The sequence below is a fragment of the Bacillus cereus group sp. MYBK108-1 genome, from assembly GCF_051917185.1.
Lineage (GTDB): Bacteria > Bacillota > Bacilli > Bacillales > Bacillaceae_G > Bacillus_A > Bacillus_A cereus.
The window spans coordinates 130,753-143,826 of sequence record NZ_JBQAHZ010000006.1; the positions used below are offsets into that span (position 1 = coordinate 130,753).

Sequence of the window (13,074 nt, forward strand, 5' to 3'; positions counted from 1 at the left end):
AAAGTAAATACAATTAATAGTTTTCCCAGAAAACACGCTTATGACACTTTTCACAAGCATCTTCTATCCATTGCACAAAAAAACTCTCCTCAATTGAGGAGAGTTTTTTATAAATTAGTTTGTTTTTAATTTAGCAAGTTCTTGTAGAAACTTGTCGTTTAGCACTTTAATGTATGTTCCTTTCATACCTAAAGAGCGAGACTCAATAACACCAGCACTTTCTAATTTACGTAGTGCATTTACGATTACAGAGCGAGTAATTCCTACGCGATCAGCAATTTTACTTGCAACAAGTAAACCTTCTGTTCCATTTAATTCTTCGAAGATATGCTCAATTGCTTCTAACTCACTGTAAGATAATGAGCTGATTGCCATTTGAACAACAGCTTTACTACGCGCTTCCTCTTCGATTTCTTCTGCTTTTTCACGTAAGATTTCCATACCTACAACAGTTGAGCTGTACTCAGCAAGGATTAAATCATCATCTAAGAACTCTTGACCAAGACGAGCTAATACTAATGTACCTAGACGCTCACCGCCACCAACGATTGGTACGATTGTAGTTAAACCTTGACCGAATAATTCTCTGTTTTCTACTGGGAATGCTGTGTAAGCACTGTTCACATCTAAGTTTGAAGATGTTTCTGTAATGTTGAATAAGCTTTGTGTATATTCTTCTGGGAATTGACGTTCTGCAAGCATTTGCTTCATGCGTTCGTTTTCGATTTGTTGGTGAATTGCATAACCTAGTAATTTACCACGACGGCTAACTACGAATACGTTTGCTTCGATTACTTCACACATTGTGTCAGACATTTCTCTAAAGTTTACAGGCTTCCCTGCTGCGCTCTGTAATAACGCATTTAATTTTCTCGTTTTTGCTAATAATTCCATTTCAAAAGTTCCTCCTACATGTTACTCACATATTTTTTCATCACTTGGAAACTAGGGCGAGTCACCTGATGACACTATTACAAAATAAACTGGCTCACATCTTTATTTTTAGCAATTGTTGCTAATTTCTCCTCAACGTATTGAGGTGTTATCGTTATTTTCTCTAACGTAATTTCAGATGCTTCAAACGATAAATCTTCAAGGAGCTTCTCCATAATCGTATGAAGTCTTCTTGCTCCAATATTATCTGTATCCTGATTAACTTGATAAGCAATCTCAGCAATCTTACGAATAGCTTCGTCTGAAAATTCAATTTCTATACCTTCAGTCGCTAATAATGCCATATATTGTTTAATTAACGCATTGTCAGGCTCGATTAATATTTTAACAAAATCGTCTGTCGATAATTTTGTTAATTCTACTCGAATCGGAAATCTCCCTTGCAATTCCGGAATTAAATCCGACGGTTTAGACATATGGAACGCTCCAGCTGCAACGAATAAAATATAATCCGTTTTTACTGATCCGTATTTTGTCGCAACATTCGACCCTTCTACAATTGGCAGAATGTCACGTTGCACACCTTCACGTGATACATCTACGCTATTCGACTGCTTACCAGCAATTTTGTCAATTTCATCGATAAAAATAATCCCGAGCTGTTCAGCACGATAAACAGCCTCTTGTGTAACTTCATCCATATCAATTAAGCGCTGTGCCTCTTCATTTGTCAAGAGTTTTCTTGCTTCTTTTACAGAAAGTTTACGTTTTTTCGTTTTTTTCGGCATAAAACTTCCTAGCGCATCTTGGAAATTCATTCCCATTTGTTCCATGCCAGTTCCTTGTAACATATCAAACATGGAAGACTGTTGTTCAGTCACTTCAATCGATACAATTTCTTCTTCAAGAAGCCCTGCAGCAAGCTTTCTCTCCACATCTTGACGTTTCTTTTCGATTTCAACATCTTCTTGTGTATCAGACGTTTGATTCGAATTTTGAGCGCCTCCAAAAAGCATCTCTAATGGATTTTTGAATCCAGATTGCTTCTCCGGACTCGGCACTAAAATTTCAACAAGACGTTGATTCGCTTGCTCTTCTGCTTTATCTTGAACTTTCACTACCATTTCTTCTTTTACTATACGAACCGATGTTTCCACCAAGTCACGTACCATCGACTCTACATCTCTACCCACATATCCAACTTCTGTGAATTTTGTAGCCTCAACCTTAATAAAAGGTGCTCCAACGAGTTTCGCCATTCGTCGTGCTACCTCTGTTTTCCCAACACCTGTCGGTCCAATCATTAAAATATTTTTAGGCGCAATTTCGTCACGTAAATTTTCAGCTAATTTACTGCGGCGATATCGATTTCTCAACGCTACAGCAACCGCTTTCTTTGCGTCTTTTTGACCGATGATGTATTGATCTAATTTTTCCACAATTTGGCGCGGAGTAAAATGTAAATGCATATAAAATGCCTCCCTTACGATTCTACAATTCTTCAACAATTATGTTGTGATTCGTATAAACACAAATATCGCCAGCAATCTCTAAACTCGCTTTCGCAATTTGCTTCGCTGTTAAGTGTTCACTTGCATATTGCTTTAAAGCACGACCTGCAGAAAGTGCATAATTCCCACCAGATCCAATTGCTAAAATACCATCATCCGGTTCAATCACTTCTCCTGTACCTGAAACAAGGAGCATAGTTGTTTTATCCATGACAATGAGCATCGCTTCTAGCTGACGTAACATTTTATCGCCACGCCATTGTTTTGCCATTTCAACAGCAGCACGCTGCAAGTTGCCATTATACTCTTCTAATTTCCCTTCAAACATTTCAAAAAGAGTAAATGCGTCAGCAACTGATCCTGCGAAACCAGCTAAAACTTTACCTTGGAAAAGTTTACGAACTTTACGAGCTGTATGTTTCATTACAACAGCATTTCCCATTGTCACTTGGCCATCTCCAGCCATTGCACATTCTCCATTATGATGAACTGCAAATATCGTTGTAGCGTGGAAATTTCCCATAGAAAAAACTCCTTTATTTGTTTTTATAGCTTTTAAAGCAATTTATGCCCGCGGGTGATGCTTCATGTAAACAGAACGCAATCTTTCTTTAGAGACATGCGTATAAATTTGTGTCGTCGACAAATTTTCATGGCCTAATAGCTCCTGTACAGTACGTAAATCCGCCCCTTCATCTAGCATATGTGTAGCAAATGTATGCCTTAACATATGGGGACTTATCCGCATTGTCAGCGAAGCCTTTTTAATGAGTTCATTTAAAACATAACGAACCCCACGACTTGTTAGCGGTGTACCTTTCGCATTTAAAAATACCATATGAGAATCTTCGTCAGTCTTATTAACTAACTGTTTTCTCCCATTCTCTATATAAGTAATTAAAGAATCTTGCGCATAGCTTCCGAACGGAATATACCTTTGTTTTTTTCCTTTTCCCATTACTAAAATTGTTCCCACCGCAAAGTCAATATCGGTAAGTTGTAAATTGACACATTCACTCACACGGATCCCAGTCGCATACATCAACTCTAATAAAGCTTGATTCCTTTGACCTAATGGCGTTTCCGTGTCAGAAACTTCAAATAATTCCTCTAACTCTTCAGCATATAAAAACTTTGGGATTGACAATTCTTTTTTGGGGAGTGACGCAAGTGCAAACGGATTATCCTTTCGATAACCTTCACGCATCAAAAAACGATATAAACTTCGTAAGCTTGATACTTTTCTTGCGACAGATTTACGGGCTAACTTTTCATCGTGCAACGTCGTTAAGTACAAACGAACATCCGCGTATGTAACGTCTAAAAAAGAGGATATGCCTTCTCGTTCCATAAATTGCACAAAATGTTCTAAATCATTTTGATAACTTGCAATTGTATATTTTGAATAATTTCTTTCAATTTGTAAATATCCAACGAATAATTGTAACAATTTCTTCACATTCACACAACTCACCTCAATAAAGGCTACTAAATCGTATCACAACTTAGTAGCCTTTGCAAGAAATTTAACTAAATATTTACAAAATTTCGAATCGTTTCTAAAGCGCGTGCTGCGTACGCTTCATTTCGTTCTGCTTTCTTTTTAATCTTCTTCTCTAACGGTGCAAATAGACCGAAGTTCGCATTCATCGGCTGGAAGTTTTTAGCGTTCGTTGCCGTAATGTAATTTGCCATGCTACCCATCGCAGTTACTGGCGGTAATACAACTGGCTCTTCACCTTGCACAAGACGCGCAGCATTAATTCCTGCTAATAATCCTGATGCTGCTGATTCAACATATCCCTCTACTCCAGTCATTTGACCAGCGAAGAATAAATCATCACGTTGTTTATATTGATATGTTGGACGAAGCAAATTAGGTGAATTAATAAACGTATTACGATGCATTACACCATAACGTACAATCTCTGCATTTTCCAATCCCGGAATTAACTGTAGCACTTCTTTTTGCGGTCCCCACTTTAAATGAGTTTGGAAACCTACGATATTGTATAAAGTTCCCGCTGCATCATCTTGACGTAACTGAACAACAGCATATGGCGTTTTCCCTGTTTTGGGATCTTCCAATCCAACAGGTTTCATAGGTCCAAATACTAACGTCTGTCTCCCTCTACTTGCCATAACTTCTACTGGCATACAACCTTCAAAGAAAATTTCTTTTTCAAACTCTTTTAAAGGCACTGTCTCAGCAGCAATTAGAGCCTCATAAAAACGATCAAACTCTTCTTCTGTCATTGGGCAATTTAAATATGCAGCTTCACCTTTGTCATAACGCGATTTCAAATACACTTTATTCATGTCAATGCTGTCTTTTTCTACGATTGGGGCTGCAGCATCATAGAAGTAGAAATAATCTTCTCCTGTTAATTCTTTCAATTTTGCAGAAAGATCAGGAGATGTTAATGGACCTGTAGCAATAATTGTCGGTCCCTCTGGAATATCTGTAATTTCTTCATTCATTACAGTTACATTTGGATGGTTCTTTACGTATTCTGTTACTTTAGCTGCGAACTCATGACGATCTACAGCTAAAGCACCTCCAGCTGGTACAGAGCACTCATCCGCCGCACGAATAATTACAGAATCCATTAAGCGCATTTCCTCTTTAATAACTCCAACTGCATTTGTTAAAGTGTTTGCACGAAGTGAGTTACTACATACTAATTCAGCGAATTTATCTGTGTGATGAGCTGGCGTTTGCCTTACCGGTCTCATTTCATATAATCTAACTTGGACACCACGTTTTGCAATTTGGTAAGCTGCTTCACTTCCTGCAAGACCTGCGCCAATGACGTTTACTACTTGTGTTGTCATTTATATCACCTTTCCTTTTCTTCCCGAAAAAAATGTGAGCAGTTACGCTCACATTTGTTGTTCTTCTTCATAATCGCACGAAATACATTGTACTTGCACGCCTTTTTTCAACTTTTTCTCTACAAGCATGCCTTCGCACTTCGGACACTTACGACCAATTGGCTTATCCCAAGATACAAAGTCGCATTCTGGATACGTACCGCACCCATAGAAAAGACGTTTCTTTTTATTACTACGGCGTTCAATAATTTGACCCTTATCACACTTTGGACAAGTAACACCGATTTCTTTCACAATCGGCTTTGTATTACGACAATCTGGGAAATTCGAGCAAGCCATAAATTTCCCGTATTTACCCATTTTAAAGACCATTGGGTGATTACATAATTCACAATCTTCCCCAGCTGGTTCATCTTTAATTTCCACTTCACGCATTTCTTTTTCCGCTTTTTCTAAACGCGGTTCAAAACCTACGTAGAAATCATCAACAATTTTTACCCAATTCGCATTTCCTTCTTCTACTTCATCAAGGCTTTGCTCCATATTGGCAGTAAATTCAATGTTAATAATTTCTGGGAAAAACTCTAAAATAAGTTCAATTACTATTTCACCAAGTTCAGTCGGAACGAAGCGTTTATTATCCAAACCTACATACCCACGCTTTTGAATTGTTTCAAGTGTAGGTACATATGTTGACGGTCTTCCAATTCCAAGTTCTTCAAGTGTTCTTACTAGGCGAGCCTCTGTATAGCGCGGAGGAGGTTGTGTAAAATGTTGCTTTGGTTCTAAATCCTTTGAAAATACAGTTTCCCCTACTTCTAAAGGTGGCAACATCTTATCCTTTTCTTCAGCACCATCATCTTTTGACTCTACATACACTTTCATAAATCCTGGGAACTTTACAACCGATCCACTTGCACGGAACTGAACATTGTTATTAATGAGTCTCGCTGTCACAGTATCCATTATAGCAGACGCCATTTGACTTGCAACAAATCGCTCCCAAATCAATTTATATAATCGAAGTTGATCACGACCTAAGAAACTTTTTAGTTCCTCTGGCTTTCTCATTACTGAAGTAGGACGAATTGCCTCATGCGCATCTTGTGCATTTGACTTTTTCGTTTCTTTCTTCTTTTCTGTTCCTATGTATTCCGTACCATACGCTTCAGTGATGTAAGTACGAGCCTCTGTTTGAGCTGTTTCTGAGATACGTGTTGAATCAGTTCTCATATACGTAATAAGACCTACAGTTCCTTGTTTTCCAAGATCTATCCCTTCATACAATTGCTGTGCAAGCATCATTGTTTTCTTTGCTCGCATGTTTAACTTACGTGCTGCTTCTTGTTGCAAGGAAGATGTTGTAAACGGTAATGCAGGATTACGTTTTCGCTCTTTGCGCGTTACATTTTCAACTGAAAACGCATTGTCTTTCATCTGTTCAATTATTTCATTCACTTGCGTTTCATTTGTTAATTGAACTTTTTCACCATCTACACCGTAAAAGCTTGCTTCAAATGTGTCTTTTCCTTTTACAAATTCTGTTTTAATTGTCCAGAATTCTTCAGGTTCAAAGTTTTGAATTTCCCTTTCACGCTCGATGATTAAACGAACTGCTACAGATTGTACACGTCCTGCACTTAATCCTTTTTTTACTTTCTTCCATAATAAAGGACTAATATTGTAACCAACAAGACGATCAAGTATACGTCTTGCTTGTTGTGCATCCACTAAATCCATATTAATTGCACGAGGATGTTTAAATGATTCTTTGATTGCATCTTTCGTAATCTCATTAAACACAACCCGACAATCTGATTCAACGTCCACATTTAACGTATTCGCTAAATGCCAAGCAATCGCTTCCCCTTCACGGTCTGGATCGGCCGCGAGATAGACTTTCTTTGCTTTTTTCGCCGCTGATTTTAAATCTTTTAAGACGGGACCTTTACCACGAATGGTAATATACTTCGGGGTGAAGTTGTTCTTTACTTCTATCCCCATTTGACTTTTTGGCAAATCGCGAACATGTCCCATAGACGCGACAACTTTGTATTTTTTCCCTAAATATTTCTCAATGGTCTTCGCCTTAGAAGGCGACTCCACGATTACGAGGTAATCTGACATGCTAGTGCCTCCTTAAGAGGTGGATTCAAGTCTTCATTAATCTTATTGATTTCTCTTGTTTTTGTCAATCAAGAATGAATATACCATACAGTGCCAATCTACCATTTGTCAATAATTGTTTAATAAAAACATAAAAATATAAGGTTAATTTAAAATCTCTTCCAAGATATCTTCTGCATTTCTTACTAGTTTTGCTCCTTGCTGAATAAGATGATTCGTTCCCGATGCCCCCTCTACAAATATAGGTCCAGGAAGCGCAAACACCTCTCTATTTTGCTCTAACGCAAGGTCTGCAGTAATAAGTGTTCCACTTCTCGATTTCGCTTCTACAACTAAAACACCTTTACTTATACCACTAATAATCCGGTTCCTTTTTGGAAAATACCATTTTTTCGGTGCATAGTGCGGCGGATACTCTGTCAATAACAATATATATTCCTTCCACATTTCATATAAATGTCTATTTTCTTTCGGATACATAAAAGACAATCCATGCCCTAATATCGCAATAGTCGGGCAACGATGCCTTACTGTAATCTCATGAGACATTGTATCTATCCCTTTTGCAAACCCACTGACAATAAGCCACTCTCTTTCTAATAAAGGGTGTAAAATAAACTTCAAACTCTCATGACCATATAATGATGGTTCTCTCGTTCCAACAACTGCTAATTTATTTACTTTATTCAGGAAATCTTTCTCTCCTTTTCCATATAAAACGAAGGGAGGGTCTTGTATTTCACGTAATAATTGCGGATAATCTTCATCCCATATCGTTATATAAAAAATACGATTTCTCTCTAAATAAGATATATATTGCGGAAGATTTGAACTTTGAAGAAATTTTACTAGTTCTGAAGATTTTTTCGAGGATATTCCAGTGTAGTGTTCCATTTGTTTTTCGTTAAAATTATATATGTTCTTTAATTCTGGATCGACATATAGTAGCCTCTCCATCGCTTTCCAATAATCTGCTAGCAAGTAATGAACATGTAATAATCTCTCTCTTTTCATCTTGATTCTCCTTACCCATAATTTTTATTATGTAAACAGAAAAAAGTGTAAAAAGACACCCTCAAGTAAGAAGGTGTCTTTCAACAGATTAATAGTTTTTACAAGTCTCAAATAAACCTTTTTCTTTTAAAACAGAGATTAGCGTTTCTCCCATAACTGCTGGAGTTTCAGCTACTTTAATGCCACAAGCTTCCATTGTTTTAATCTTTTCAGCAGCAGTTCCTTTACCGCCAGAAATGATTGCACCAGCATGGCCCATACGTTTGCCAGCAGGCGCTGTTTGACCACCAATGAAGCCTACAACAGGTTTTGTCATATTAGCTTTTACCCATTCAGCTGCCTCTTCTTCTGCTGTACCGCCGATTTCACCAATCATAATTACAGCATGTGTTTCTTCATCTTCATTAAATGCTTTTAACGCATCAATAAAGTCTGTACCGTTAACAGGGTCTCCGCCGATACCTACAGCAGTAGATTGGCCAATACCTTCTTGTGTTAACTGATGTACAGCTTCATAAGTTAATGTACCAGAGCGAGATACGATACCAACATGACCTTTTTTATGAATATATCCTGGCATAATACCAATCTTACATTCATCTGGTGTGATTACACCTGGGCAGTTTGGTCCAAGTAAACGTGTATGTTTACCCGCCATATATCTCTTTACGTTTACCATATCTAATACAGGAATCCCTTCAGTAATACATACTACTAAATCAATTTCTGCATCAACAGCTTCCATAATTGCATCTGCCGCAAAAGCGGGTGGAACGTATACAACTGAAGCGTTTGCGCCTGTTGCTTTCACTGCATCTTCTACTGTATCAAATACTGGTACACCTTCAATATCAGTGCCGCCCTTACCCGGTGTTACACCACCGACAATTTTCGTACCGTATTCAATCATTTGTTTTGTATGGAATAAACCTTGAGAACCTGTAATACCTTGAACAATAACTTTTGTATCTTTATTAACTAATACGCTCATTTTTCTCCCCCGCTTTCTATTAGCCCACTAGTGAAACAATTTTTTGTGCACCGTCTGCCATAGATTCTGCTGCAACAATATTTAAGCCAGACTCATTTAAAATTTTCTTACCTAGTTCTACGTTTGTGCCTTCAAGACGTACAACTAAAGGTAACTCAAGACCTACTTGTTTCGTTGCTTCAATAACACCTTCTGCAATAACATCACACTTCATAATGCCACCAAAAATGTTAACGAAGATACCTTTTACATTTTTGTCAGAAAGGATAATTTTGAATGCTTCTGTAACTTTTTCTGCAGTTGCACCGCCACCAACATCTAAGAAGTTAGCTGGGTCACCGTGGTAATGTTTAATGATATCCATTGTAGCCATCGCTAAACCTGCACCATTAACCATACAACCGATATTTCCATCTAAAGGAATGTAGTTTAAGTCGTATTTTGAAGCTTCAATTTCTTTTGAATCCTCTTCATCAAGATCACGAAGCTCTAAAATGTCTTTATGGCGATATAACGCATTAGAATCAAAGTTTAATTTTGCATCTAATGCCATAACCTTACCTTCGCCTGTTGTAACAAGTGGGTTAATCTCAGCGATAGAGCAATCTTTTTCGATAAACGCACGATATAAGCCCATCATAAACTTCACAGCTTGTCCTACAAGCTCTTTTGGAATATTGATGTTAAATGCAATTCGGCGCGCTTGGAAACCTTGCAAGCCTACTGCTGGATCAATATATTCTTTAAAGATTTTTTCAGGTGTTTTTTCTGCTACTTCTTCAATTTCTGTTCCGCCTTCTTCAGACGCCATTAAAACAACTTGAGAAGTTGCACGATCTAAAACTAGACCTACATAATATTCTTTTTTAATATCGCAACCTTCTTCGATAAGTAAGCGTTTTACTTCCTTACCTTCAGGACCTGTTTGATGTGTCACAAGTGTAGTTCCTAAAATGCTTTCTGCATATGTACGAACTTCATCTAAATTTTTCGCAACTTTTACTCCGCCAGCTTTGCCGCGTCCACCAGCGTGAATTTGTGCTTTCACTACACATACATCTGTTCCTAATTCTTTCGCTGCTTCTACAGCTTCTTCTACTGTAAATGCAACCTTCCCGTTCGGAACGCTAACCCCATAGCTTCTAAGGACTGCCTTACCTTGGTACTCATGGATATTCATGGTCCCATCCTCCCCTGTTTTCCTGTTTTACTCGAAAAGTTTTTTAATGTTTAAAAAACATTACATTGCCATTGTATAAGATGATTGGCACGCTGTCTACAATAAAGTGTCAGAAAACTGAAATCGCTTTATTCTTTTTCGAAAATAGTAATGTTTATATGCCAAAATAAAAAAATAAGCTGTATATTTACAGCTTATTTTTGAATCATATCTTTAATTGGTGCGAATGACTTGCGGTGTTCATCTAGTACTCCATGCACTTCAATTGCCTCTAAATGTTGCTTTGTGCCATATCCCATATGTTGCTCAAATCCATATTCAGGATACTTCTCTCCCAGTTCTTTCATCATACGATCTCTCGTTACTTTTGCTATAATGGATGCTGCTGAAATCGAAACACTTTTCGCATCACCTTTAATAATTGATGTTTGCGGAATTGGTGTAGGAAGCTTCATCGCATCAATTAATAAATGTTGAGGTGTACAAGATAAATTTGCAACTGCATCTAACATCGCTTGTTTCGTTGCTTGGTAAATATTAATGTCATCAATAACTTGCGGTGATACAATTCCTACTCCAATTGCAATTGCTTGTACTTTTATTTCATCATAAAAACGCTCACGTTTCGCTTCACTCAACTTTTTCGAGTCATTTAACCCTGGAATATAAAAATCCTCAGGAAGAACGACAGCTGCCGTCACAACAGGCCCAGCCAATGGCCCGCGCCCTACTTCATCAATACCCGCGATATATGTGACCCCTTTTTCACGCAAAGCATTTTCATACTTGGACATTTCAAAAAACTTCTCTTTTTCTTTCTGTTCTAACTCTTTTTGTTTATACCACTTCAAAACGAGCTTTTGAACACCTTTTCGATCATCTTTCATTAACAGTTGAAAGCGATCATCTTCTTCATTCATAATTTCTTTCAATACATTTTCCGCTTCTTTTATCGTCATAGTTTGCATTTATACAAGCTCCTTTTTAAACATATCCAAAAAGAAAAGACGCACAAACGCACGTCTTATACTTCTTCTATTTTTTCCACATCTTCCACTTGCTCTCCAAACTCTTCCGGTGTTTCAAACGTCATTTTTCCAAGTTTGCCACCACGAAGCTCACGAAGCACAAGCTCAGATGTCTTATCATAATCAATCATTCCGCCGCCCATTAAGCAGCCTCTATTTTTTCCAATTGCATCGAATAATTCCACAATATCTTCTGGAATCTCATTTAAATTATAGCGTTCTTTCAAGCGTTCTGGATAATGTTTCTCCATAAAACGTAATGCGTAAACAGCTACATCTTGTAAATTTAAAATTGAATCTTTAATTGCACCCGTTGTCGCTAAACGAAGACCCACTAATTGATCTTCAAATTTAGGCCACAGAATACCTGGTGTATCTAACAATTCCATTTCCTTCCCAACTTTAATCCATTGTTGAGCTGTTGTCACACCTGGACGATCTCCTGTTTTAGCAATATTTTTCTTTGCCAATTTATTAATCAATGTAGATTTACCAACATTTGGTATACCTACAATTAATGCACGAATCGCTCTCGGTCTAATACCTTTTGCAACCATTTTATCAAATTTTTCTTTAACAAGCACTTTACAAGCTGCTGCAATTTCCTTCATACCTTGTCCAGCTTGCGCGTTAATCGAAATTGCCATATGGCCTTTTTCTTTAAAATATGTGATCCATTGTTTTGTTAAACGATCATCCGCCATATCCGCTTTATTTAAAACAACAAGCCTTGGCTTATGTGTAATGATTTCATCAATCATTGGGTTTCGAGATGATAATGGTAATCGAGCATCTACAAGTTCAATTACAACATCAATTAATTTTAATTTCTCCGTTACTTGGCGTCTAGCCTTCGCCATATGCCCTGGAAACCATTGAATTACCATGTTGCCACCTTCTTTTTCATTTATTTCACAATACGTGCGTCTTCTAACGGCCAATATAACATATTAGCTTTACCAATTACTTGATCCATTGAAATCGTACCGATTGAACGGCTATCTTTACTAAAACGACGATTATCACCTAAAACAAATAATTGATCTTTTGGAACGGTTTTCTTGCCTGTCATTTCTTCAAGATTAAAATCATATGTAAGCGGTCCGTCAGCAATTTGCTTTTTCTGCTTGTCTAAATACGGCTCCTCATAAGCCTTTCCGTTAACATACAGTTTATCATTACGATACTCTATTTCATCGCCTGGCAGGCCTATAATGCGCTTAATGTAATCTTTATCTTCTGTTGCTCGAAATACGATAATATCAAAGCGTTTTGGATCTCCAATGTGATAACCAATTTTATTCACAATCATTCGATCACGATCATGTAAAGTAGGTGCCATCGATACCCCGTCTACGAGAATTGGCGCAAAGAAAAACTGTCTAATAACACCAGCTAATACAACAGCAATCAAAATTGCTTTAATCCATTCCCAAAGTGAACTCTTCTCTTTTTTCATGCATTTCCCCTCCACGGTTATGTAAACTGCTCGTA

12 protein-coding genes are annotated in these 13,074 nt (G+C 37.5%); all 12 read right to left on the minus strand.

Annotated elements, in window-relative coordinates; genetic code table 11:
- Positions 1 to 114 precede the first annotated feature (114 nt).
- Positions 115 to 894, minus strand: a complete 780-nt coding sequence (gene codY / locus ACTFSL_RS11690) for a GTP-sensing pleiotropic transcriptional regulator CodY (RefSeq protein ID WP_000421290.1) — start codon at positions 892 to 894, stop codon at positions 115 to 117.
- Between the two features lie 77 nt (positions 895 to 971).
- A complete protein-coding gene (gene hslU / locus ACTFSL_RS11695) occupies positions 972 to 2,363 on the minus strand; it encodes an ATP-dependent protease ATPase subunit HslU (RefSeq protein ID WP_000550078.1) in 1,392 nt (463 codons plus the stop codon).
- A 22-nt stretch (positions 2,364 to 2,385) separates the two neighbouring features.
- On the minus strand, positions 2,386 to 2,928 hold the full coding sequence (gene hslV / locus ACTFSL_RS11700; protein WP_000526272.1) for an ATP-dependent protease proteolytic subunit HslV: 543 nt from the start codon (positions 2,926 to 2,928) through the stop codon (positions 2,386 to 2,388).
- A gap of 42 nt (positions 2,929 to 2,970) precedes the next feature.
- A complete protein-coding gene (gene xerC / locus ACTFSL_RS11705) occupies positions 2,971 to 3,870 on the minus strand; it encodes a tyrosine recombinase XerC (RefSeq protein WP_001101243.1) in 900 nt (299 codons plus the stop codon).
- A gap of 65 nt (positions 3,871 to 3,935) precedes the next feature.
- A complete protein-coding gene (gene trmFO / locus ACTFSL_RS11710; RefSeq protein ID WP_000213002.1) occupies positions 3,936 to 5,240 on the minus strand; it encodes an FADH(2)-oxidizing methylenetetrahydrofolate--tRNA-(uracil(54)-C(5))-methyltransferase TrmFO in 1,305 nt (434 codons plus the stop codon).
- 48 nt (positions 5,241 to 5,288) lie between these two features.
- Positions 5,289 to 7,367, minus strand: a complete 2,079-nt coding sequence (gene topA / locus ACTFSL_RS11715) for a type I DNA topoisomerase (protein ID WP_001286963.1) — start codon at positions 7,365 to 7,367, stop codon at positions 5,289 to 5,291.
- Between the two features lie 144 nt (positions 7,368 to 7,511).
- Positions 7,512 to 8,381: a DNA-processing protein DprA gene (dprA, locus tag ACTFSL_RS11720; RefSeq protein WP_440041780.1), complete on the minus strand. Its 870-nt coding sequence runs from the start codon at positions 8,379 to 8,381 to the stop codon at positions 7,512 to 7,514.
- An 88-nt stretch (positions 8,382 to 8,469) separates the two neighbouring features.
- Entirely contained in the window at positions 8,470 to 9,372 is a 903-nt protein-coding gene (gene sucD / locus ACTFSL_RS11725) for a succinate--CoA ligase subunit alpha (protein ID WP_000115178.1), read from the minus strand.
- 19 nt (positions 9,373 to 9,391) lie between these two features.
- Positions 9,392 to 10,552 carry an ADP-forming succinate--CoA ligase subunit beta gene (gene sucC, locus ACTFSL_RS11730; protein WP_001020791.1) on the minus strand — a complete coding sequence of 387 codons (1,161 nt, stop codon included), beginning with the start codon at positions 10,550 to 10,552 and terminating at the stop codon, positions 9,392 to 9,394.
- Positions 10,553 to 10,746: 194 nt separating this feature from the next.
- Positions 10,747 to 11,520: a ribonuclease HII gene (locus tag ACTFSL_RS11735; protein ID WP_001194265.1), complete on the minus strand. Its 774-nt coding sequence runs from the start codon at positions 11,518 to 11,520 to the stop codon at positions 10,747 to 10,749.
- 56 nt (positions 11,521 to 11,576) lie between these two features.
- Positions 11,577 to 12,467: a ribosome biogenesis GTPase YlqF gene (gene ylqF, locus ACTFSL_RS11740; protein ID WP_440041782.1), complete on the minus strand. Its 891-nt coding sequence runs from the start codon at positions 12,465 to 12,467 to the stop codon at positions 11,577 to 11,579.
- A gap of 20 nt (positions 12,468 to 12,487) precedes the next feature.
- Positions 12,488 to 13,039: a signal peptidase I gene (gene lepB / locus ACTFSL_RS11745; RefSeq protein ID WP_000711853.1), complete on the minus strand. Its 552-nt coding sequence runs from the start codon at positions 13,037 to 13,039 to the stop codon at positions 12,488 to 12,490.
- Positions 13,040 to 13,074 lie beyond the last annotated feature (35 nt).